This window comes from Stenotrophomonas sp. PI_27, assembly GCF_027854495.1.
Classification (GTDB): Bacteria; Pseudomonadota; Gammaproteobacteria; order Xanthomonadales; family Xanthomonadaceae; genus Stenotrophomonas; species Stenotrophomonas pavanii.
The window spans coordinates 307,052-329,728 of sequence record NZ_JAJNOF010000002.1; the positions used below are offsets into that span (position 1 = coordinate 307,052).

Sequence of the window (22,677 nt, forward strand, 5' to 3'; positions counted from 1 at the left end):
ATCAGAGCGGCCGGCCGAGGGTGACCTTGCCGCCGCGCCGGATCGGCTGTCCCAGCACCTTGGCCAGCCCCGCCCCCTGCTGCAGGCCGGCCAGGGTCTGGTCGAACTCGCTGCGCAGGCGCTGCAGTTCTTCGTTGCGCTCGCCGGCATCACCGCCGGCGGCCTTGGCCAGCAGTTCCTGGTAGGTGCGGATGTCCACGATCACCGCTTCTGGGTGATTGTGGTTGGTGATGACCAGCGCCTGCTTCTCGCGCACGGTGCGCATCAGGCTCGGCCAGCCCCGGGTCTTCACCGACGAGGCCGGGGCCTTCTCAAGGCCAGGCAGATCCAGTGGCAGGGTCATGGCATCGCTCCAGGCGGGGTGGACGCCCCCACTATACCCAATTTGGCCAAATTGGGGATAAATCCCCTTTCAGCCCGATGATCCCGCCTCCGGGGCATCGGTCTGCAGCAGGCTGTCACGCTCGCGCAGCGGGAAGCGGATCCAGGCATCGAGCCCCTGCGGGCCAAAGCGCAGTTCGCCGCTGCCGGCCAGCTCGTACGGCACGCGCTGCTCGATCAGCGCCCGGCCCAGGCCGCGCTGGCGTGGCATTTCCCAGCCCTCCACGTCGGCATGGCGCTCGCACCAGTGCAGGCCCAGCCACGGTTCGGCGTCCTGCACCTGCAGATGCCAGGACACCTCGATCCGCCCCGCCTCGCGCGCGGCCGCGCCATAGCGCAGCGCGTTGCTCGCCAGCTCATGGATCGCCAACGACAGCACCTCGGCCGCTTTCGGTGGCAGCAGCACGTCTTCACCGTGCAGCTCGCACAGGCCCGTGCCCGGCATCTGCGCCGACACTTCCTCTTCGATCATCCCGCGCAGGCAGACCCCGGCATTGCCGCCGCGGGTCAGCAGGCTCTGGGTGCGCGCCAGCGACATCAACCGCCCACACAGCCGCTCGGCGTACTCGTCCACGCTGGCCACGGTGCTGCGCGTCCGCCAGGCAAGGGCATGGATGGTGGACATGATGTTGCGGACCCGGTGCTGCAGCTCCGCCAGCAGCACCGCCTGGCGCTCGGTGGCGCGCTTGAGGTCGTCGATATCCACCGCAATGGCGAACACCCCGGTCACCTCGCAGTCTGCATCGCGCAGCGGCGCAGCGGCGACGCGTGTCCAGCGGGCGCGCCCGTCGTCATGGATGAACTGGAACTCCAGGCCAGGGACCACCGTTTCCCCCCGCAGGGCGCGGGCGATGGCGAAATCATGGGGCTCGATGCGCGAGCCGTCGGGGTGCCATCCCTGCCACCGGTAGTGGTTGGGGCGATCGGTGGACGGCACCTTGCCGGTGGGCAGATAGGTCCGCATCCGGTCGTTGGACAGTTGCAGGCGGCCTTCGGCGTCGACAATGCAGACCCCCACCGGCAGCACCTTGAACGCCAGCGCCAGGCGGCGGTCGCTCTCCCGGCGCTTCTGCTCCTCGCGTTCACGGGCGGCCTGCGCGACATGCGCCGCCGTTGTCTCGAACATGGTCACCAGCACGCCGTTGATGCGCCCTTCCTCACCGCGGATGGGGCTGTAGGTGATGGTGAACCAGACATCCTCCAGCCGACCCCGCCGCGCCAGCGGATAGAGCTTGTCCTCATAGGTGATGGTCTCGCCCTGCCACACCCGCTGGTAGATCGGGCCGTTGATGTGCCAGACCTCAGGCCAGCACTCGCGCGTGGGCTGGCCAAGCCCGCCCGGATGCTTGTCGGCGAGGATCTCGGCATAGCCATCGTTGTAGAGCTGCACCAGCTGCTCGCCCCACAGCACGATCATCGGGAAGCCGTGGGCCAGCATCAGGTCGACGGTGGCGCGCAGGTGCGGCGGCCATTGCTCGATCGCCCCCAGCGGCGTGCCTGACCAGTCGTGGCGGGCAATTCGGGCGGCCATGCCGTCATGGCGCGCATGCGCCTGCAGCGACGGCGGCATGCCCGCCGGGCGCTCAACGGCCTGGAGACCCTCGATGCGGCGTGACATGCCGCGCAATCAGGCGATGCCCGCAGCCGCCTGCGGGCGTGCCACCAGCCGTGCCAGCTGCTGCACCAGCGCCTCGATGTGATAGGGCTTGGTACAGCGGGGCGCGCCAGCGAAGCGGCTGGGCAGGTTGTCATCGTAGCCGGAGGTCAACATGAACGGCGTGCCGGCTTCCGCCAGGCGATCGGCCAAGGGGTAGACCAGTTCACCCCCCAGGTTGATGTCCAGCAGGGCGACATCGATGGGGTGCTCATCGACCAGACGCCCCAGCGCCTGCAGGTCACCGGCCGGTCCCACCACCTGCGCTCCTTTCAGTTCCAGATAGTCCACCAGGAACATCGCGATGGCGAATTCATCTTCCGCCACCAGCACTCGCAGCCCTTTCAGGCCCTCTGGCTTGTTGCCCGCTTCCAGCACGACCCGCGCTCCTCGATACACGCGGCGTACCTCTGCCGCAACGCCTGCAGGATGCGCGAATCGGGCTACAAGGGCGCGTGATGATCGATGAAGATCGCGGCCACGACCTAGCCACTCCCGCCCTGCGACGGCGTCTTCAGAACGCGCGCTCCCATTTCAGGCTGAGCAGGCTGCGGTCGTGGCTGTACAGCCAGCCGACGTTGCTGTCGATGCGGGCATAGCGCAGGCTGAGGCTGGGGACCAGCCCGGCCACCGCCAGCCGCTCGCTGCGCACGATGGCGATCAGGGTCTGTTCTTCGTCCTGCCGGCGCGCCTCCAGCAATGGGCTCCAGGCCGCGTAATCGCGGTGGCGCAGGGAGATGAACACCGTGGCCGTGGTACCCCGCCACTGACGGGCCGCGCCCAGCCGCACGCCGCGCTGGCGGTAGCCGTTGGCCGGGTCGGCAGCGCTGCTGTCGGTCAGGTCCACGCCCGCGAACAGGGTCCAGCGCGGGTTGAGCGCGCGGAACCCGGTGGCATACAGCGCCGCCAGTTCGCCATCGTAGTTGTCGGCCAGGCCCGGCCGCCGGTAGCGCTGGCGTTTCCAGTCGGCCTCCAGCTTGAGCAGGCTGCGCGCGTCCAGCGCGTACTGCCATTCGCCGTGCACGCCACTGCCGGCCTGCAGGGCATGGTTGCCCAGCGCCTGGTAGTCATAGCTCGGCGCCAGCTGCAGGGTGTGCCGTGCACTGCGCCAGCTGTAGCCGGCCTGCACGCTGGCGTTGAGCTCGTTGTATGCGCTGTAGCCACGCCAGGCCTGGCCGAGCGCCAGCCCGCGCACGTACAGCCCATGATGGCCGGCCAGCGCCCAGCGCCGTTCCAGGTTGGCGTCGTAGTCCAGGCCGGTGGCGCGCTGCGCTTCGGGCAGCGTGCGTTCGATCAGGCAGGTGTCGCCGACACCGAACAGGCACGTGCGGCTGGCCGAACTGCGGTTGATGTTGTCGCTCCATGCAGGCCCGGCGGCGACCGACCCCTTCCAGCGCCTGCGTGCCTGCAACGCGTCCAGATAGCTGTCCACGCGTGCGCGCACACCCGCGGTGGCCGGATCGTTGCTGTCGATACCGGCCTTGATTGCACCGAACAATGCCACCGCCTCGCGGTCGCGCTGGTCTTCGGCATAGACACGCGCCAGTTCAAGGCGGGCGGGCAGGAAGTCCGGCTGCGCTGCCAGCAGTGCTTCGTACGCCTGTGCGGCGCGCGAATGGTCACCGGCCACGCGCGCCAACGCACCCTGCGCATAGTGGCGCAGCAGCGGATCGTGCCCGGGAAGCTCGATGTACTCGGCCAGGAATGCCGCGGCGGCCTGCCACTGCTGGTGCTGCAGCGACAGGTACAGCGCCTGCCCGAGATCATCGACGGTGCGCTCCACCCGCACGGTCTGGCCATCGAGGGTGAGCGTCGGCCATTGCGATTCGGCCTGCTGCAGGCGCTGCTGGTCCTGCTGCTGGTGGCGCAGTTCGCTGCCCTGTTCGAGCACGCGGCGGAGGTCGTCCTGCTGGGCGCGCACGTCGGCGGCGGCCAGCAGTAGAAACACGGGAAGCAGGGGGTGGCGCATGGTCGATCCGTGGTGCATGCAGCGGGCCGAAGCAGGGACTGGCGGATCGCGGCTTGTCCCTGCCCTGCCCCGTCAGGGGCGTGGCAATCAGTTCTTGCTGCCGCCGAAGGCGGTGTCGTACTGGCTGTTGCCGGCGAACGTGGCGATACCGGCCAGGGTGGCGGCGTTGGCGCCGAAGAACTGGCCCTGGCTGTTGCCGGTGACCGAACCGTTGGCGACGGCGGTGCCGGCGAAGGACGCATCGGCGCTGTTGATGTTGGCGCTGATCGCCAGGGTCTGGCCACCACCGGCCAGACCGCCGGTCAGCTTGCCAGTGCCGAAGTTCGCGGCGAAGGTGCCGCTGAGCAGGTTGCTGCCGTTGAACTTGTTCAGGCCGGCGACCGCGTAGGTGGCGGTGCCGCTGGGCAACGTGGTGCCTGCGCGGTCGCCGGCGAAGTACACCTGGCGGTTGTTGAAGCCACCCGCGGCGCCATCCTTGGACCATTCACCGAACCACACATCGCCGCTGCCCACCTTGACGAAGTTGAAGTGGCCCATGCCGGCATGGTTGCCGGGCGTGCCGGTGATCGGCATGGCCAGCGTACGCACGGTCACGTTGCCCACGGTGGTGGGCGCCGAGTACGCGGACAGGCCCTGGAAATCGACCGGCTTGGCGTTGGAGACGGTGCCGACGCCGATGCCGGCCTTGCCTGCGCTGTGCGGTCCGCCGTTGACTTCGGAGGCACCGACCTTGACGTACAGCTGCGAATCGGTGGCCGGGCTGGCCGCACCGACGATGTCGGCCGCCTGGGCGGCACCGGCCAGGGCGAAGGTGGCGGCCATGGCCAGTACGGAACGGGAGATCATCTTCATGGAACTACTCCTTGGGTTGAGGGAACAACGGGTACAACAACAGAACAGGTGATCAGAAGCGCGCAGTGACACCGAGCTTCAGCGTGCGCCCCGGCGCCGGCAGCGTGGAGCGCGTGGCCGGGTCGACGTAGTAGCGGTTGCCGAGATTGGTCCCGACCAGCTCGACGCTGGCATGGTCGTTGATGCGCCAGCGCGCGTAGGCGTCGACGGTGGTGATGTTTCCCCAGGTGAACGGCACGTTCTGCCAGATCAGGCCACCACTGCCGCCATACAGGCGGTCGCGATAGGCCTGCAGGTCCGGGTTCTGGTGGCGCTGGTAATGCACGATGCGGCTGCCCAGTTCCAGGCGCTCATCGAACAGCCGGGTGCCCAGCGACCCGTTCACCGACAACCGGGGAATGGCTTGGGTCAGCAGGTAGCCACTGACGAAGCCGTCCTGCACGCAGTCGGGCACCTTGCCGGCCAGTGCATCGAGCTGCACCGCCATGCTTTCGTCGCACACCTTGTTTTCCAGCGTGCGGCTGATGCCCAGGTCGGTGAAGACGCGGCGGTTGTCGAAGCGCGCCTGCAGCTCCACGCCGCGGATGCGCTGCTTGTCCAGGTTGTCGAACAGGAAGTTGCCGTCGCGCTCGATCACGTCGCGGGTCTTGTGCACGTAGTAGGCCAGCTTCACGTCGGCATCGGCGGTGTTGCCGAACAGCGCCGACAGGTTGTGCACGTAGCCCACTTCGTAGTTGTAGGCGTGTTCGGGCTTGAGCGGGTACAGCGGGTTCAGGCTGCTGGAGAACGCAATGGTGCTCTCGAACATGCTGGGGAAACGCACCGCCTCGCTGTAACGCACATAGGCGCGCGCATTGGGCGAGAAATGCGCGGTGGCCGAGAAGGTCGGCAGCCAGGCATGGTCGCGCCTGCGCTCATTGCGCCCGGACACCGTCTGCGGCCGCCCGCTCTGGATGCTGCACAGGATCTGCGCGCCCTGCACCGGCAACAGCCCGGGAATGGCCGCCACCTCGCCATTCAGGCAGGGGTTGCTGGCACGGCGGTAGTTGCCGTCCGCATCCGGCAGCCAGGGAATGCTGTGCTCCACCGCCACCGGCGTCTCGTACCTGCTCAGCAGGCCCTTGAGCAGATCATCGACGATGAAGCCCATGCCGATGCTGTCCCAGAACGCGCGCTGCGACTCGATGGCGTCGATCTCGCCCTGCAGGCTGGCCGGGCGCTCAGGCAGTTCGTTGACCCGGTAGCGGGCCTCCTTGGGGAACACCGAGGTGGTCATCAGCTCCGGGTGTTCCTGCAGGAAATCATCGAAGGCCCAATAGCGCGCGTAGCGCACCCCGGCGCTCAGGGAGAGGAAATCCACCGGCCGCCAGTCCAGCACCAGATAGCCCTCGCCTTCCTGGCGGCGCCCGGCGCGCGGGTACATGCGCCAGCCATCGCTGACCCCGAAGTACGGGTCCGCCGAGCGCAGTTTCTCGAACTGCCAGTTGCCGCCCACGGTCAGGTCCAGGGTGGAATGCAGCGCGAAGCGGTTGCTCAGGGTCAGGCCGGCGCGGTCGTTGCGGGCATTGGCCAGCGCGGTATTGCGCAGGATCGGGCTGCTGCCGGGGTTCCAGTCGGGGTTGCTGGCAAAATTGGGGAAGCCGCCGGCGGTGTAGGTATCGCTGGTGGTTTCGGTGCGCCACAGGTTGGCACGCAGGTCCAGCCAGCGGCTGCCGGCGGGCTGCCAGTGGTATTCCAGGTTCCAGGCATCGGCATCGACGCGGCTCAGCGGCCACTGGATGCGGCCGTAGTCGGGCGCGGACAGGATGCGCGAGGGCATGATCTCGCCGTAGTGGGAGAGCGTGCGCCGCCAGGTCGCGCGCAGCTGCTGGTCGTCGCTGATCTGCCAGGTCGCCTTCAGCAACCACGATTCCTGCTCGCTGGAGGTGTTGGGCACCTCGTCGCCGGGCTTGAAATAGCGCGCCAGCGTGGTGATGTAGTCCAGGCCCTTGTACTCGAACTGCTCGCGCGGGTCCTGGTCGTAGTAGGCCGCGCCGCGGGTGCCGGAGAAGTAATTGCCGCGCTTGCGCCAGGCATAGGCCGCCATCACGTCGACATGCTCGCCGCGCAGGCCCAGCGCCAGCCGCCAGGCCTGGTCTTCCCCGGCGAACACATTGGTTTCAGAACCGCGCGACTTCACCGGCACCAGCAGCGTGCTGTCGGCATACGGCGCCGAGGGCGAGCCCTGCGGGAACCCGGGCACCGTGCGGTAGTCCTCGCCGGTATGCAGCCGCGGCAGGCGTGGCGCCAGCGCATTGCTGCTGCCTTCGATCTTCAGCTCCCCGCCGAAGCGCTCACCGGCTTCCACGATGTCATCGACGTCGATGGTCTTGATCACCAGCGCGCCGCCGATCCCGCTGTGCACATCGCGCACCAGCCCTGGCCCCTTGATGACCTGGATGCCACCGATCAGGTTGGGATCGATGTAGTTGCGGTTGCTGACGCCGTTGTAGCCGCGCCAGACCGTGAGCGCCTGTTCGCCACCGTCGATGCTGACCGGCACCCGCCCCGGCCCCTGGATGCCGCGGATGTTGATGTCCAGCGCGCCGCTGTTGCGCGCATCGCCGCTGAACACACCGACCAGATCCTTGACCACGTCGGCCGGATTGGCGCCGCGGTAGCGCTCCACCCGGTCGCGCCCCGAATACGCCGTGGTCATGTCCAGCGCGAACACATCGTCGTAGCCGCGCCGATCGCGGGCCTCACCCCCTTCCGACTGCAGGCGACCGGCCACGTCCAGTGTGTCGGTCACCCGCACCCCTTCCCCTTCCCCTTCCCCCGCCTCCGCTGCGGCGCGCAGGCTCCAGGTGCCATCCATGCCACGCAGGGCGCGCACGCCGCTGCCGCGCAGCAGCTGCTGCAGGGCCTGCATCTGGCTGTACTCGCCGTTCACCGCGCTGGAACGACGCCCTTGCACCAGGTCACTACGGAACACCACCTGCACATCGGCCTGGCGGCCAAAGCTGCGCACGGCATCGGCCAGCGGTTGTTCCGGGATGGCGTAGCTGCGCAGCGGTGCGGCCACCGCCGCTTGCGCCTGCGCGCTCGGCACCCAGGCCATCGGCAGCAGTGCGGTGGAGATGGCCAAGGCCAGGACAGTGGCGCGGCGATGACAGGCAGATGCCGTGGACGGCATGAACAGGAACTCCTCAAGCGGGGCGGGACCACGGGCACATCCGGTGCCGGTGGTGCGTCTGGCTTGAGGAGAAACGCTGTTTCGCTCTGGCTATACCTCTATAGACAGCGGGGTAAGGCGACTGCCCACGGTTTTTTCATGTTTTTTTCATGCGACCGGTTCATGCGTGCTCCGCGAGTGCTTCACCACACCAGCAACGCACCGCCGGGCAAGCGCTGCACGCGCAGTCCCGCCTGCGCGGCCACGGCGTCGATGGCCGTGTCCGGCTGCTGCAGATGGAACAGGCCACTGACCCGCAGGCGGGCGCTCTGGCCGCCCAGCACCCAGACCGGTGCACGGCGGTAGCGGCCGAGGTCGGTGATGGCCTGCGCAGCGGGCAGATCGTCGATGACCACCTCACCGCGACGCCACGGCGCCATCGCCTCCGGCGCGGCCTGCTGCAGCGGCTGCAGCCAGCGCCCGTCACGGAACGCCCGTGCCTGCCCGGCGCGCAGGCGCTGCACGCTGCCATCGCCCGGGCGCACATCGACCATGCCCTCGCTGACTTCGGTGGTGATCGTGGCGTCCCGCATCGACACGCTGAACGCCGTACCGATATCGCGGATCCGGCCACCGCCAGCCTCGACCTGGAACGGTCGCTGCTCATGCGCCACCTGGAACCAGGCCTGCCCGCGCAGCAGGCGCACGCGCCGCTGCGGGCCATCGAACGCGAGTGCCAGCGCGGTGCCGGCATCGAGCACCGCCGTGCTGCCGTCGTCCAGCTGCACCACGCGCGGCGCAGTGCTGCTGCGCAGGTCGCTGCGCGCGAGCAGCAATGCGTGGGGCGCGGCCGCGACCATCAGCACCACCACCGCTGCGCTGGCCAGCCGCCACGGCAGCCGGCGGCGCGGTGCGATCGGACGCAGCCCTTGGCGATCGGCGGTCAGTTCGGGCAGCGCGGCCAGCACTTCGGGCCCGGCAGCGTCCAGCCGCAGCCAGAAGGCCTGTTGCTGGCGCCACGCCAGTGCGTGGCGGGGGTCAGCCTGCAGCCAGCGCTGCAGGCTGCGTTGCTGGCGTTCCGGCAGCGGGCCTGCACTGCACCGTATCACCCAGCGCAACGCCTGCCTGGCCTGCCGCGGCGAGGGTTCGGACGTGGTCATGGTTGTGGCCTGCCGCACCGCGAACGGGTGCGCTTTCCTGTTGTGACAACGGCGGGCACGATCTGCCCACGGCAATCGCCGCTCATCGGCCCATTCCCCGCTGCTGTTGCTGGATCAGCAGCGCTGCGCGCAGCACATGCTTGCCGACCAAGCTCTTGGAGATTCCCAGGCGCGCCGCGATTTCGCGCTCGCTCAGGCCCAGGTAGCGGTTGAGCACGAAGCACTCGCGCACCTGGGCCGGCAGGGCCAGGATGGTCTGGGTGATCTCGCGCAGCTGCGCCTGGTCCAGCGCCTGCGCCTCGCCATCACCACGGGCCTCGGCCATGTCGACAGCGTACTCGGCCATGGCACGGCGCTCGCGGGCGTCGGCCTGGCTGCGGTTGAGCGCGTGGTGGTAGGCCATCCGGTACAGATAGCCGCGCGGCTCCAGGATGGGCGGATCGCCGGGCACGCTGCTGGCCTTCAGGTACAGGTTCTGCAGGGTGTCCTCGGTGCTGGCCGGGTCGAGGTAGCGCGCGATGAAGCGGGACAACGCACGGCGCTCGCGGATCAGCAGCTCGACCAGCGCCAGGGCATTGGGAGACATAGGTGCCAAGGCCGGACCGGGGAATGATGGGCGTGATGGCGGCGGTCCGGACGTGGATTGTGGGCTGCGCGGCCGCAGGCGGCAAGCCGCGCCACTAAAGCATCATCCCCGCATGGCGTGGCTGGAGGATCTACGGTTCCTCCAGCGCCTCGAAGCGTTCGGCGAGGTAATCGATCAGCGCACGCACCGCAGGCAACAGACCACGCCGCGACGGGAACACCGCGTGCACGATGCCGTGCCTGGGCACCCATTCCGGCAGCACCGGCACCAGCGCGCCGCTGGCCAGCTCGTCGCTGATCATCATCCGCGGCAGCATCAGCACGCCCACCCCGGCCACCGCGGCGGTGCGCAACGCGATCATGTCATCGCTGACCAGCCGCGGGCGATGGTGCACGCTGGCCAGCACCTCGCCCGGCCCGGTGTATTCCCAGGCATGCTGCTGGCTGGGCGATGCCAGATCGACGGTCGGCATCATCGCCAGGTCGGCCGGCACCTGCGGCGTGCCCAGCCGCTGCAGCAGCGCCGGGCTGGCACTGGTGCACCAGGCCCGGCGCGCCAGCACGCGCACCACCAGGTCACTGTCCTCCAAGGGTGGCGGCCGCACCCGGATCGCCACGTCCACGCCCTCGCCCACCACATCCACGCGCCGGTTGGTGGCGTCCAGCTGCACCGTCACCTGCGGGTGCAGGGCAAGGAAATCGGCCAGCATCGTGCCGATGCGCGCATGCAGGATCGCGATCGGGCACGCCAGGCGGATCGTGCCGCGCGGCTCGGCGCGTGACATCGCAATGGCCTCTTCAGCCGCTTCGGCCTCGACCAGCATGGCCTTGCAGTGGCGGTAATAGTCCTGGCCGACCTCGGTGACCGAGAAACGCCGGGTCGAACGCTGGATCAGGCGCACGCCCAGCCGTTCCTCCAGCAGCGCGATGCGCCGGCTCAGTTTCGACTTCGGCATGGCCAGCGCCCGGCCGGCCTGCGAGAAGCCGCCGTGCTCGACCACCATGGCGAAGTAGAACAGGTCGTTGAGGTCACAACGGCGGATATCTGCGATGAACACGAGGCGATCTCCTGCGGCCGACGGCCCGCCGCCATTGTTCACTGTATAGGACTATGACGGCAACTACTGGTGTCTACCGGGCCCATTGTTGCACCTATATCGTCTTCGCAACGAACAACAGCGGCCGGCAGCCCCGGCCAGGAGATCGCCATGAAGCGTGTCACCGGTACCTACAGCGCCCCCCGCCCGCACTGGGTGGGCGACGGCTTCCCCGCCCGCTCGATGTTTTCCTACAACACCCACGGCCAGCACCTGAGCCCGTTCCTGCTGCTGGACTACGCCGGCCCCTACACCTTCGCCCCCAGCGATACCCCGCGTGGCGTCGGCCAGCATCCGCACCGCGGATTCGAGACCGTCACCATCGTCTATGAAGGTGAGGTCGCCCACCGCGATTCGACCGGCGCTGGCGGCACCATCGGCCCGGGTGACGTGCAGTGGATGACGGCGGCCTCCGGCATCCTCCACGAGGAATTCCACACGCCGGCGTTCAGCAGGCGCGGCGGCACGCTGGACATGGTCCAGCTGTGGGTGAACCTGCCGGCACGCGACAAGATGGGCGCACCGGGCTACCAGACCCTGCTCGACGCACAGATTCCCTCGGTGGATCTGCCCGATGGCGCCGGCCGCGTGCGTGTCATCGCCGGCCGTTTCGACGGTCATGCCGGCCCGGCGCGTACGCACACGCCGATGGATGTCTGGGACATCCGCCTGCGGCAGGGCCAGCACGCCGACCTGCCGGTGGCCGAGGGCCGCACGCTGGCGCTGGTGGTGCTGAAGGGCACGGTGCGGATCAACGGCGGCCAGCCGGTCGGCGAGGCGCAGCTGGTCACCTTCGACCGCAGCGGCGAGGACGTGTTCGTCGACGCCGACAGCGACGCCACCGTGCTGCTGCTCAGCGGCGAACCGATTGACGAGCCGGTGGTCGGCTACGGCCCGTTCGTGATGAACAGCCAGGCCGAGATCGCGCAGGCGGTCAACGACTTCAACAGCGGCCGCTTCGGCCAGATCGCGCACTGATCGTTTCAACGCGGCGGGCGATGGCCCGCCGCACCCTCCGGGCCATCGCCCACTTTTTCCAGGAGACTGACCATGAGTACCCCCGCCAACTTCAACGGTGCCCGCCCGGTGATCGATCCGGACAACGCCGCAATGCTGCTGATCGACCATCAGAGCGGCCTGTTCCAGACCATCGGTGACATGCCGTTCACCACCGTGCGCGCCCACGCCACCGCGCTGGCCACGATGGCCACGCTGGCAAAGATGCCGGTGATCACCACGGCCTCTGTTCCGCAGGGCCCGAACGGCCCGCTGATCCCGGAGATCCATGACGCGGCCCCGCATGCGCAGTACGTGGCGCGCAAGGGCGAGATCAACGCCTGGGACAATCCCGAGTTCGTCGCTGCGGTGAAGGCCACCGGCCGCAGGCAGCTGATCATTGCCGGCACCATCACCAGCGTGTGCATGGCCTTCCCGTCCATTGCCGCCGTTGCCGATGGCTACCAGGTGTTCGCGGTCATCGATGCCTCCGGCACCTATTCGAAGATGGCCGAGGAGATCACCCTGGCCCGCGTGGTGCAGGCCGGCGTCGTGCCGATGGACACCGCCGCGGTGGCCTCGGAGATCCAGCGCAGCTGGAACCGCGACGATGCCCAGCAGTGGGCCGAGGTCTACACGAAGATCTTCCCGAACTACCAGCTGCTGATCGAAAGCTACCTGAAGGCGCAGGACGTGCAGAAGAACCACGAGCCGCTGGATTCGCAGCGCAGCTGAGCGCGCAAGACGGTACAGTCCAACGCGTCGGGCACGGCTCGACGCTACAGACCGATGGAGAACCTGATGGCCTACGCACGCATTGTTTCGACCGCCGACAATTACCTGCACCACATCAGCAATGGCAGCTTCGATGTGGATGCGGACGAGCCCGCCGCGTTGGGCGGCCAGGGCAAGGGCTTCGCGCCGTTCGACCTGTACCTGGCCTCGCTGGCGGCGTGCACCGCCATCACCCTGCGCATGTACGCGCAGCGCAAGGGCTGGGACCTGGGCGAGTTCCATGCCGAGCTGCGTTCGGAACGTGACCCGGACGGACGCCTCCACGTGCACCGCGTGCTGCATGCCAGTGCCGAGCTGAGCGATGCGCAGTGGCAGCGATTGCTGGAGGTGGTGGAAAAGACCCCGGTCACCCTGGTGATGCGCGAAGGTGCACGCATCACCAGTGAGCGTGGGGCTGCAGCGTAACCCCATCCACGCATGGCGTGGATCTACTGTAGAGCCAAGGGCAACGGCAGGAGCCGTTGCCAATGTCGCGCGCAGCGGGCCGGAAAGCCGGGCATGGGCCCAGCTCTACGGAAGCTTCAGCGCCGTGAATGCAGCACGGTGCGCTGGCGCATCGCGTTGAACTCCTGCTCCACCTGCTGGATGTCCTCGGCCTCGAACCCGGCCGCATCCAGCAGCTGGTCGGCAGCGGCGGCCGCCAGCGGATCATCGTCACGCTGGCGCCAGCAACGCGCCGGCAGGAAATAGCCCACTTCGCTGCGCCCGCGCATGATCACCACCGGCCGGCCCGCATACAGCAGGAACTCGGCCAGGTGCTGGCGCAGGCCCTCCACGGAAACATAGGCCGGCCCAGCGCCCAGCATCTGGCTGGACGGTTCGGGACTCTCGAACAGCTTGCGACGGCTCATCCACTCCTCCTTTTGAACAACGCGTGGTCTCCTTTCCCTAGACGGGTGCATCGCCGTGCCCCCGCCACGCGCCACGTGAACGGCATCACGCCACCACTCAGAAGCCGGTATTGAACTCCAGCTGGAACACGTCGATCGACAGCGGCGCGCCGGACACCTCCTTGGCCGCCATCCACTTGCCGCTGATCCAGCTGCGCGCGTCCAGCGCGTAGGCACCGCCTACGTAGTAGCCGCGCGCATTGGTGCCGCCGAGGTGGAAGTTCGGATCGTTGTAGGCATCGGGCAGCGCGTCGGCCTCGATCCGCTTGTAGCCCAGCAGTGCCTGCCACTGGCCCTTCTCCTTCAGCTCGGTGGCACCGAAGGTGGCCTGCACCATCCATGCCGTGTCGCCGCTGCGGAAGGTATCGATGCTGGCGGTACCGCCGGCACCGTAGTTGTTGACGATGCCATTGTTGGCGCGGTTGAACATGGCCTGCTTGTCGTAGGCCAGGTTGCGGATGTAATCGCCCTCCAGGCGGAGACCGATGCCCTGGGCCAGCTGTGTGTCCCAGCGCAGGTTCAGCGTGGCCAGGCGGAACGCCGAGGCCAGGCCCACGTACTGCGGGGTCGGGGTGTTGGCCGGATCCAGCGGATTGCGCGCGATGTCGCGGATCAGCATCAGGGTGTTGCCCTTCTGCATGAACGCCGGGCGCGACCAGTCGGTGTCACAGCCCACTGCGCCCGCATACAGCGCGCACGGCGAGGACAGGCGGCCGCTGATGTTCTTGAAGTCGTAGTAGCCCAATGCAGCGCGCAATGCATTCTCGTCATTGAAGCGCCAGTTGACGCCGACCTGCGCACCGGACAGCCACTTGTTCTCGTTCGGCGTCTTGACCCGGCTCTGGCTGGGCGAGCTGTCGGAGGTGTACTCCAGCGGCACCACCGCCAGGTTGCCGAACAGGCCGAGATCGCCACCGTCGACGTCGTACTGCAGGTTGGCGGCCAGGCCGTCGAAGTTCAGGTCGTTGGAGAACAGCGTATCGCTGGTCCAGAACGGGTTGCCGAAGCGGCCACCGCGCACCGTCACCCAGTCGGCCGGGCTGTAGGCCAGCCAGGCCTGGTCCAGCCACACGTCCTTCTTGCTCAGGCCGCCACCCAGCTGTTCGGTGGTCGACACCGGGCCATTGCTGCTGCCGCTGGCCAGGCGCACGCCGGCGGTGGTGTGCTGGCCGATGGTCGCCTCGATGCCCAGGCGCGCGCGGATGCGCCACAGGTTGCGGCGGTCCTGGCGGGTGTTCAGCAGCGGTGGCAGCTGCAGGTTGGTGTTGGTATTGGTGTCGAAGCCGTTGCCGGAATTGATCGACGACCAGTTGCTCACGATGTCGCTGTTGCGTTCGGAGAAGAAGCGCGACTCGCTGCGCACGCGCATGTCACCGGTGACCTTGATGCGCTTGGTCCACTCGGCCACTTCGTTCGGTGCCGCCCAGCCCTCGGACCTGGCCTGCGCCATCACGTCCTGGCGCACCTCGTCACGGATGCCGTCGCGCACGCTCTGCGGCACGTAGGGCACGCGCACGTCACCGGCCTCCAGGGCCACACCACCGCTGGCAGTGGCGGGTGCGGTGGCTGCGGTGCGCTGTGCAGCCGCTGCTTCGGCCTCGGCCTGGACCAGCAAGGCCTGGCCGTCTTCGGGCTTCAGCGCACCGCTGGCGATCAGGCCCTTGATCAGCTTGACCATGGTCGTTTCGGCGGCCATCGCACCGGCCGGGGCGGCCAGGCTGAGCAGCACGGCACAGCACAGCAGCGCCCGTCGGGCCGGCCGCGAATGGCGGGAATCGGATCGTGCGCGGACGTGGTCGTTCATCACGGTTCTCATCGAAAGAAGGGAAATCGGGGAGGTCGGGAATCAGGCCCCGGGCCGGCGGCCCTGGATCAGGACGCGGGCGGGGAAATCGAGCGACGGCGGCGGTGCCTGGTCGACCTTGCCGATGCGGCGCAGTACATCGAGCACGGCCGCGTCGGCCTCTTCGTTGCCGCTGCCACGCACCAGCTCGACCTTTTCCAGGCGGCCATCACTGGCCAGCCACACGTTCACCTGCAGCTGGAACGCCAGGCGCCTGACCTTGTCGTCGCGCGAGATCGCCTGCTGCATCAGGTAGCCCAGGTAGCGCCCATAGGTGGCATTGCCGGCACCGCCACGACCGACGCCGGACGAACCGCCACCGCTGCCGGACTGGATGCCGAAGTTGTCACCGCCGGCCTGCGCATCGGCATCCATCGTCACCGGATCGGCGTTGTCCGGCGTCGGCGTCGGCTCTTCGGCCGGCGTCGGCTGATCCAGCGGCTCCGGTTCGGGCATCGTCTGTTCCGGCGGCGTTTCCGGCTCCGGCGGTTTTTCCGGTGGCGGCGGGGGCGGCGGAGGCGGTGGCGGCAACGCCAGCATCGGCGGCTGCAGCACCGGCCGCCGGGTGCTGGCGGTGTCCTTGAACAGCAGCCACCACAGCGCGACGCCGAGCACCAGCAACGCGGCCAGCACCAGCGCGACGGTCACCAGCAACGGGCGACCGCGCATGCCGGGCTCCGGCCGAGGGGGTTGATGGGCCGTCATGCCTCAGCCCTGCGCCTTGCCGGTGACCAGGCCCACCTGGGCCAGCTCCAGGCGCCGCAGCAGGTCCAGCACCTCGACCACGCGGGCGTACTGCACCTGCGCGTCACCGCGCACGATCACCGGGAAATCCGGCGTGGTCGCGCGCTCGGTGCGCAGGCGGTCTTCCAGCTCGGCCATCGTTACCGGGTAGGCATCGAGGAACACCTGGCCGCTGGGGTCGATGGTGATCGCCTTGGTCTTCGGCTTCTCCAGCGCGACGCTGTTGCTGGCCTTGGGCAGGTTGACCTCGATGCCGGGGATGGAGGCGTTGCTGGTCAGGATGAAGATCACCAGCACCACCAGCAGCACGTCGACGAAGGGCGTCACGTTGATGCCCTTCTCGCGCTTCTTGATGCCGAACTTCGCCTTCTGGCCCATGGCGCGCCCCTCAGCCCTGGACCGCAGCCGGGCCGCGCCCGTCCTGCTCTTCGGCCAGGCGCGCGGCGAACTCGTCGATGAACACCGCCATGTCCGCACCGATCGCTTCGGCACGCGCGCCCAGGTAGTTGTAGCCGAACAGCGCCGGGATCGCGACGCCCAGGCCGGCTGCAGTACACAGCAGCGCCGCGGCCATGCCCGGCGCCACCGAGTTGATGTCCACCGCGCCCGCCATCGCGGCCACCACGAACACCAGCATGATGCCGATCACGGTGCCGAACAGGCCCACGTAGGGCGCGCCTTCGATGGTGGTCGACAGCCAGTTCATGCGCCGCGCCATCGCCTCCTGCTCGCGCACCATCACTGCATCCATCGAGGCGCGGATCGCCGCGATGGTGGCACCACTGAGGTAACCGCTGTTGCCATCGCGCTGGTGGCGCTGCTGCATTTCATCGATGGCCACCTGGTAGATGCGCCACAGCGAGCCATCGTGCATGGCGGTCGGCGCCTTGCCCTGTCGGTCCATGTCGGACAGGGTGCGCAGCGGTACGCCGGACAGCTTGCCGAAACTCTCGGTGAACACCGCATTGGCCTTGCTGGTGCGGCCGAAGTGGCGGCTCTTGGCGATCATGATCGCCCACGACAGCAGCATCATCAGGCCAAGGATGGCGACCACCACCCAGGCATCGAACGGCATCGCCTTGAGAATGAAGGCGAAGTGGCTCTGCCCGGCCGACTGTTCGTCGGCGCCGTAGCTGATCAGGCGCGAGTCGGCCCCTTGGGCAGTCGCGTCGGCCAGCAGCAGTGCCGCCGGGCGTGCCACCCGCGAAATGCGCAACTCGTCCAGGGCACCTTCGAAGCTGGCCAGCGGCTGCGCCGCGCCCGGCACGTCGGCGCCGACCACCGGCGCGGTGGCCAGCGCCGGCAGCGCGCCGCTCAGCTGGGCGACCACGCGACCATTGAGGTACAGCTGCAACGCGCCCTTCTCCGCAGTCAGCGCCACATGCGCCCACTGCCCTTCCGGAATCGGCTGCGCCGGGGTGCTGCGCTGGCCATTGAGCTGCACGAACGGCACGCGGTTCTCGATGCCCAGCACCAGTTCGGACGCACCGTCGCGACGCGCGTAGATCGCCTGGGCCGCCGTGTTGCTGCCCGGCTTGATCCAGGCCGAAACGGTGAGCGGCGCGCCCGCCTCCTGCGCCAGCGATGCGCTGGCCGGCAGCGGCAGCGGGCCGGCGCCCAGCTGCACGCCGCGGCCGATCACCGCGCCTTCCGACGGCGGCACCACGGCACCGGCGTTGTTGCCATAGGCGGTGGTGTCGCGTGCCGGTGCATTGGCCTCGGCAAAGTGGTAGACCAGCGTGTAGTCCGGATCGAACACCTGCTGGCCGTTGCCGCTGGCCGGGGCCTTTTCATTGCCGTAGTACATCCAGATCGTCTGCGGCGCGGCGGCACTGACTGCCGGCACGTCCACCCAGACCAGGGCCAGCCCGAGCGTGGGATCGAACTGTTCGATCTGGTGGGCCAGCACGGTACGGCCATCACCCGAGACGAAGCGCAGGTCGTTGCCCGCGTCCTGAGTACCGTCGAAGCCGAAGTTGCCGGTATGCAGGCGCAGCAGCAGCGGCGTGCGGCCCGGGTCACCGGCCAGGCCCGCGCCCTGCGGGCCGGCGTCGATGGTGATCGGCTTGCGGTACTTCCATTCGGCCTGCCACCAATTGGCATCGGCCGCAGCCGCAGGCAACGCGACCAGCGCGGCCAGCAGCAGCAACACTCGGGAAAGCAAACGGTCCATGCGAGGGGTCTCCGGAGAACGCATGTTCGAGGAAAGGGTCAGTAGCTGGTGCTGAGGTTGAAGTGCAGGCGCGGGTCGTCCTTGCGCGTGACCGGGCCATCGGCATAGGGCCAGGCGTAGTCCAGGCGCAGTTGCAGGTGGTCGCCCAGGCGCAGCTGCGCGCCCAGGCCGACCGAGGCCAGGTTGTACTTGTCCCGCTGTTCGGGCAGCGGCTGGCGCAGGCGCAGGTAGGCCGCATCGGCAAAGCTGTAGACACGGAGGTCGGTGCCGCTCCACAGCGACCACGCCGGGGTGCGCCATTCCAGGCTGGCCAGGCCGCCGTAATCGCCGATCGCCTCGGCCGACAGGTAGCCGCGCACGGTGTACATGCCACCTGCGGCGAACTGCTCGGCCGACACCAGCGGCGCATCGGTCACCTGCAGCGAGCCGCGCGCATACCACTGCCAGTCGCTGCCGAAGGTATGCGTGTTGGCCACGTCGGCCTTGAAGGCCACGAAACTCGGGTCGGCCCAGTAGCGCTTCTGCCCGACCGCAGTGGCGTCGCTGCCGTAACCGAACAGGCGGCGGGTACCGGCCACCAGCTGGGTGTTGATGCTCAGCTGATCGTGCTCGCCCTGGCGCACGCCGACGAAGGCCAGGGTGATCGGCGCGTACTTCAGCGGCGTCTTCAGGCTGTCCTTGCCCATCTGGGTGTCTTCCTCGGTGTCCTTGAAATCCACACCGAGGCTGAGCTGGCGCCACCATTGGCTGCTGCCGGCCAGGCGATAGTTGAGCTTGAGGCCGATCGAATGGCCGTTGCCGATCACATTGGTGCCGGTGCCGGTACCGACCTGCCCGCCTGCATTCAACACGCGGCTGTCGGATGTGTAGCCGGAGGCTTCCAGGCTCCACGGCGTACCTTCGAACGGCATCGTGTACGAGGCGGAAAAGACCTTGGCCTGCTTTGTATCTTCCGGCGCCAGGTACACGCCGATGTTGGCGCTGTGCCCCCGCTTCCACAGGTTGTCGTAGGCCAGCGACGCACTCAGGCGCAGTTTCTCGGTGTCGGCGCTGTGGTCGTTGTTGAGCGCCGCACTGGCGCGCCACGGCGACTTCTCCTCGACCTGCAGGTCCACATCCATCGTGCCCGGCACCTGGCCCTCGCGCACCAATGGCATCACCTGGCGACGTCCGCCTTCATTCAGTGCCGTCAGTTCCTTCTGCGCCTGGTCGAAATCAGGTACCTTGCCCTCGGCCAGCGCCGGCACGCGTTCGCGGATGCGTTCGGGCGATTCGTGGCGGGTGCCGACCACGCGCAGCTGGCCGATCGGCGTCTGCTGCACCTTCAGCAGCACCACGCCGCCACTGACCTGCTGCTCGGGAAGCTCGACGTAGACCGACTGGTAGCCCGCCTGCTGGTAGAGCGCATGGACCGCATCGCGCGCCTTCTCGACATCGGCCAGGGTCTTGCCCGGGCCGAGGAACGGTTCCACCGCGCGCTCAATGTCCCGGGGATCGAGCACGGTATTGCCGCGCACGATGTACTCGTTGATGTTCACGCTGGGCGCTGGCGCCGCCTCCTGCGCGAACAATGGCAGCGGCATCGCGGCCAGGGCCAGCACCAGTGGATGCAGGCGCAGCGGAAGGCGGGCGGCTCGGCGCGGAACAGGAGTCATCGAAGGCATCGCGTCGTATCGAAGGGAATGGCCAGGGAGCGGCGCGTGGGTCTACCAACAGGACGTGCACGTCGCGTCAAAGCCGCCAACAGTTTTGTGACAGCACTGTCATCTTTTGACAGCGCCGCGATGCCCCCAGGCGGGCCCTGCATTCGCCACACGTCTTCATGGCAGAACATCGATTGCTGCGGGAGATTCGAGATGCGTGAATCGCCGATGGTGGGGCTGCGCGCTGCCCTCGCCCTTGCCCTGCTGCTGGCACTGCCACCGGTGCGCGCTGACGCCGCCGCGAAGAAGCAGGACGATGCTGCGCCCTGCATCGACGTGCAGGTCAATGGCGAGCGCATTCCGGCCTGGGACTGCCTGCAGCGCAAACTTGCACCGGCACCGAAAGCAACGAAGCCATCGGCACTGCCGGAGGCCGAACGACTGATGCGACAGCCCGGCAACGAGCGGATGCAGTACAACCTGGAAGGCACGCGGCAGCGCATGGGCGATGCCTTCGGGCGCTCGGTGGTGCCGCAGCGACCTGCGCGCTGAGCCTGCACAGCGGTAGCGCCGAGCCCATGCTCGGCAGGATCTTGTAGAGTCGAGCCATGCTCGACTGTCCGTCCAGACGCAGCCGAGCGTAGGCTGGGCTTTATGGGGCGGCCGGCACGATGCCATCGCTTGGAACCGGCGGCAGCTCGGGAACCGGCAGGCGGCGCGACTGCCCCGCCTGGTTCAGTTCCACTGCACTGGCACTGATGCTGGCCAGCACCGTGCAAGGTCCGAGCCGTTGGCCGGGCGCATACGCTTCCGCCGGGCGTCCATCCACCGAGAGCAGGGCCAGTGGCGCAGGGTCACCGGCGATCACGCCCAGTACCACCACCTCGGTCTGCACTGCACCGGGGGACAGCAGCCGCACCAGCGGCAGGCTGGCCACCGCATCGAACAGGGGCCTTGCAGGGGCCTCTGCGTGCGTTTCGCTGGCCGCGGCCGCGGGCGCCACTGCGGACAGGGTGACGCTCCAATAGGCCACCACGGCCAGCAGCAGCGTCGCCGCCAGCAGGGTCAGTATGCGATTGCGATCCCAGCGCCCGCCTTCCATGTTCCGCACCGTCGCCACGTTCGTGTCCGCTTACGCTAGCAGCTGCCGCTGACGCTTTTGTTTCATCATGCGGGCCTACGCTGGCAGGTATCGACCCGGACAGGAGGCGACGTCGATGCAGCACATGCCGCGGGGTTTCACCCTGCTGGAACTGATGGTGGTGCTGGTGATCATCGGCATCTGCACGGCGGGCATCGGCCTGGGCCTGGGCAGCCTGCTTGATCCGGGTCGCCAGCTGCGACAGGAAGCCGAGCAGCTGGCGCAGCGCCTGCAGGCAGCGCGCGACGAGGCGCGCATCGATGGCCGTCCGCTGCGCTGGCAAGCCGACGCCACCGGCTACCGGTTCAGCCGCCGCGAGGGGACCCGCTGGGTGGACGTGCAGCGCGACGACCTGCTGCGCCCGCAGCGGTGGCGGCCCGCAGGCCTGGCAGTGCAACCGGCCACGCCGATTGAACTGAGCCCGGAGTGGATCGGCGTGGCGTGGGAACTGACACTGTCGTTGCAGGGCCACCAGCTGCGTCTTCGGGATGATGGCAGCGGACAGTTGCAGGTCGAGCAGTGAGGCGGGGAACGCGCGGATTCACGCTGATCGAAGTGCTGATCGCGCTGGCGATCGTATCGATTGCGCTGGCTGCGGTGATGCGCTCGGTGGCAGTGGCCACCGATGATCAGTCGCGCCTGCGCGATCGTCGCCTGGCGCTGTTGTGTGCGCAGGACCGCTGGCAGGAGCTGCGCCTGGGCGGACAAGCAGCGCATGATGCGCGGCAGCGCTGCATGCAGGGGCGCAGCCGTCTCCTGGTGCTGCAGCATATCGGCACGGGGAGTGACGGACAGCCGCAACTGGAAATCAACGTGGTGGCCGAAGATGCACCGCGGCAGTCGCTGGCGCGGCTGCAGCTGCCGTGGGCGGCAGTGCAATGAAGCGAGCGGCAGCAGGTTTCACCCTGATCGAGGTGATGATCGCGATCACCCTCATGGGCGTGCTGGCGCTGATCTGCTGGCGTGCGCTGGACAGTGTGGCCAGCAGCGACCAGCGCCTGCGCCGGGCCGATGCCGAAACCACGGCGGCGCTGCGCGTTCTGCAACAGTTCCAGCGTGATATCGAAATGCGCGCAGACGACGCGCTGATGAATGGCGCGGTGCGCCCGGCCGATCAGCCGCAGCGGCTGCTGCCTCCCTCGCTGGCAAGCGAGCGGCATCCGGATGGAAGCTTCGCGCTGGAGATCACCCGCAGTGTCGGCAGCGACGGGCTGCGTTGGCAGCGGGTACGCTGGTGGCGCCAGGGCAGCACGCTGTGGCGGGCCAGTGGTGCGGCGACGGACCGGTATCCCCTGCCGGCGCCGGAGCCGTCAAAGGGCATTGCGGTGGCGCATGAGGTGCAGCAGTTCGAGGTACGGGCGTGGCAGCCGGGCGCAGGCTGGGCGATCCTGCCGAGCGAGGGCGAGATGCTGCCGGCCACTGCACTGGAGCTGCGGTTGGGATTGCGCGATGGACGCGGGCCGTTGAGTTACCGGCGGGTGCTGGCGCTTTAGGACGCTTGCCTGCAACGCATCCACGCATGGCGTGGATCTACCACGCCCGCTCTGGTGGGGCCGACCTTGGTCGGCACTGATGCTGGCCCAGCCATCCACGCATGGCG

23 protein-coding genes are annotated in these 22,677 nt (G+C 68.4%); 7 read left to right on the top strand and 16 right to left on the bottom strand.

Going from position 1 to position 22,677, the window contains the following annotated elements; genetic code table 11:
• Position 1: 1 nt before the first annotated feature.
• The 9 genes from LRM18_RS03665 to LRM18_RS03705 all read right to left on the bottom strand — a co-directional run bounded on the left by LRM18_RS03665 (position 2) and on the right by LRM18_RS03705 (position 10,813).
• The gene (locus tag LRM18_RS03665) at positions 2–343 is read right to left on the bottom strand and encodes a type II toxin-antitoxin system prevent-host-death family antitoxin (RefSeq protein ID WP_049467051.1); all 342 of its coding nucleotides are present in this window, start codon (positions 341–343) and stop codon (positions 2–4) included.
• Positions 344–412: 69 nt separating this feature from the next.
• Entirely contained in the window at positions 413–1,999 is a 1,587-nt protein-coding gene (locus tag LRM18_RS03670; RefSeq protein WP_270951214.1) for a PAS domain-containing protein, read from the bottom strand.
• Positions 2,000–2,008: 9 nt separating this feature from the next.
• The gene (locus LRM18_RS03675) at positions 2,009–2,413 is read right to left on the bottom strand and encodes a response regulator (protein ID WP_049467048.1); all 405 of its coding nucleotides are present in this window, start codon (positions 2,411–2,413) and stop codon (positions 2,009–2,011) included.
• A gap of 136 nt (positions 2,414–2,549) precedes the next feature.
• Positions 2,550–4,004: a porin family protein gene (locus LRM18_RS03680; RefSeq protein WP_270951216.1), complete on the bottom strand. Its 1,455-nt coding sequence runs from the start codon at positions 4,002–4,004 to the stop codon at positions 2,550–2,552.
• Between the two features lie 87 nt (positions 4,005–4,091).
• Positions 4,092–4,856, bottom strand: coding sequence for a Slam-dependent surface lipoprotein (locus LRM18_RS03685; protein ID WP_270951218.1), 765 nt, complete (start codon positions 4,854–4,856; stop codon positions 4,092–4,094).
• Positions 4,857–4,908: 52 nt separating this feature from the next.
• Entirely contained in the window at positions 4,909–8,031 is a 3,123-nt protein-coding gene (locus tag LRM18_RS03690; protein WP_270951220.1) for a TonB-dependent receptor, read from the bottom strand.
• 182 nt (positions 8,032–8,213) lie between these two features.
• On the bottom strand, positions 8,214–9,170 hold the full coding sequence (locus LRM18_RS03695) for a FecR domain-containing protein (RefSeq protein ID WP_270951222.1): 957 nt from the start codon (positions 9,168–9,170) through the stop codon (positions 8,214–8,216).
• An 82-nt stretch (positions 9,171–9,252) separates the two neighbouring features.
• The gene (locus tag LRM18_RS03700) at positions 9,253–9,756 is read right to left on the bottom strand and encodes an RNA polymerase sigma factor (protein ID WP_103282241.1); all 504 of its coding nucleotides are present in this window, start codon (positions 9,754–9,756) and stop codon (positions 9,253–9,255) included.
• A 130-nt stretch (positions 9,757–9,886) separates the two neighbouring features.
• Entirely contained in the window at positions 9,887–10,813 is a 927-nt protein-coding gene (locus LRM18_RS03705; protein ID WP_049467039.1) for a LysR family transcriptional regulator, read from the bottom strand.
• Positions 10,814–10,963: 150 nt separating this feature from the next.
• Between LRM18_RS03705 and LRM18_RS03710 the strand changes: the two genes are divergently transcribed.
• The 3 genes from LRM18_RS03710 (at position 10,964) to LRM18_RS03720 (ending at position 13,048) form a co-directional block, all read left to right on the top strand.
• Positions 10,964–11,830: a pirin family protein gene (locus LRM18_RS03710; RefSeq protein WP_049467037.1), complete on the top strand. Its 867-nt coding sequence runs from the start codon at positions 10,964–10,966 to the stop codon at positions 11,828–11,830.
• 72 nt (positions 11,831–11,902) lie between these two features.
• Positions 11,903–12,583, top strand: a complete 681-nt coding sequence (locus LRM18_RS03715) for an isochorismatase family protein (protein WP_049467036.1) — start codon at positions 11,903–11,905, stop codon at positions 12,581–12,583.
• A 66-nt stretch (positions 12,584–12,649) separates the two neighbouring features.
• A complete protein-coding gene (locus tag LRM18_RS03720) occupies positions 12,650–13,048 on the top strand; it encodes an OsmC family protein (protein WP_197639058.1) in 399 nt (132 codons plus the stop codon).
• A gap of 116 nt (positions 13,049–13,164) precedes the next feature.
• On the opposite strand, the gene LRM18_RS03725 is transcribed toward LRM18_RS03720, so the two are convergent.
• The 6 genes from LRM18_RS03725 to LRM18_RS03750 form a co-directional block, all read right to left on the bottom strand.
• Entirely contained in the window at positions 13,165–13,494 is a 330-nt protein-coding gene (locus LRM18_RS03725) for a hypothetical protein (protein WP_049467031.1), read from the bottom strand.
• A 97-nt stretch (positions 13,495–13,591) separates the two neighbouring features.
• Entirely contained in the window at positions 13,592–15,337 is a 1,746-nt protein-coding gene (locus LRM18_RS03730; protein ID WP_270951229.1) for a putative porin, read from the bottom strand.
• 42 nt (positions 15,338–15,379) lie between these two features.
• Positions 15,380–16,045, bottom strand: a complete 666-nt coding sequence (locus LRM18_RS03735; protein WP_270951231.1) for a TonB family protein — start codon at positions 16,043–16,045, stop codon at positions 15,380–15,382.
• Between the two features lie 39 nt (positions 16,046–16,084).
• On the bottom strand, positions 16,085–16,498 hold the full coding sequence (locus LRM18_RS03740; RefSeq protein ID WP_005409874.1) for a biopolymer transporter ExbD: 414 nt from the start codon (positions 16,496–16,498) through the stop codon (positions 16,085–16,087).
• 10 nt (positions 16,499–16,508) lie between these two features.
• The gene (locus LRM18_RS03745; protein ID WP_270951288.1) at positions 16,509–18,293 is read right to left on the bottom strand and encodes a MotA/TolQ/ExbB proton channel family protein; all 1,785 of its coding nucleotides are present in this window, start codon (positions 18,291–18,293) and stop codon (positions 16,509–16,511) included.
• Positions 18,294–18,331: 38 nt separating this feature from the next.
• Positions 18,332–19,948 carry a ShlB/FhaC/HecB family hemolysin secretion/activation protein gene (locus LRM18_RS03750; RefSeq protein WP_270951290.1) on the bottom strand — a complete coding sequence of 539 codons (1,617 nt, stop codon included), beginning with the start codon at positions 19,946–19,948 and terminating at the stop codon, positions 18,332–18,334.
• A gap of 201 nt (positions 19,949–20,149) precedes the next feature.
• Here LRM18_RS03750 and LRM18_RS03755 point away from each other — a divergent pair, with 201 nt between their 5' ends.
• Complete coding sequence (locus tag LRM18_RS03755; protein ID WP_270951292.1) at positions 20,150–20,488, top strand: hypothetical protein; 339 nt, start codon at positions 20,150–20,152, stop codon at positions 20,486–20,488.
• 100 nt (positions 20,489–20,588) lie between these two features.
• On the opposite strand, the gene LRM18_RS03760 is transcribed toward LRM18_RS03755, so the two are convergent.
• The gene (locus LRM18_RS03760; RefSeq protein WP_270951442.1) at positions 20,589–21,038 is read right to left on the bottom strand and encodes a general secretion pathway protein; all 450 of its coding nucleotides are present in this window, start codon (positions 21,036–21,038) and stop codon (positions 20,589–20,591) included.
• Positions 21,039–21,153: 115 nt separating this feature from the next.
• Here LRM18_RS03760 and gspH point away from each other — a divergent pair, with 115 nt between their 5' ends.
• From gspH to LRM18_RS03775, 3 genes are read left to right on the top strand one after another with little or no spacing between them, the layout of a single operon-like run.
• Positions 21,154–21,600 carry a type II secretion system minor pseudopilin GspH gene (gene gspH / locus LRM18_RS03765; RefSeq protein WP_270951294.1) on the top strand — a complete coding sequence of 149 codons (447 nt, stop codon included), beginning with the start codon at positions 21,154–21,156 and terminating at the stop codon, positions 21,598–21,600.
• The gene (gspI, locus tag LRM18_RS03770; protein ID WP_270951296.1) at positions 21,597–21,959 is read left to right on the top strand and encodes a type II secretion system minor pseudopilin GspI; all 363 of its coding nucleotides are present in this window, start codon (positions 21,597–21,599) and stop codon (positions 21,957–21,959) included. Before gspH ends, gspI begins: the two co-directional genes overlap by 4 nt.
• Positions 21,956–22,570, top strand: a complete 615-nt coding sequence (locus LRM18_RS03775) for a prepilin-type N-terminal cleavage/methylation domain-containing protein (RefSeq protein WP_270951298.1) — start codon at positions 21,956–21,958, stop codon at positions 22,568–22,570. The genes gspI and LRM18_RS03775 overlap by 4 nt, the downstream gene beginning before the upstream one ends.
• Positions 22,571–22,677 lie beyond the last annotated feature (107 nt).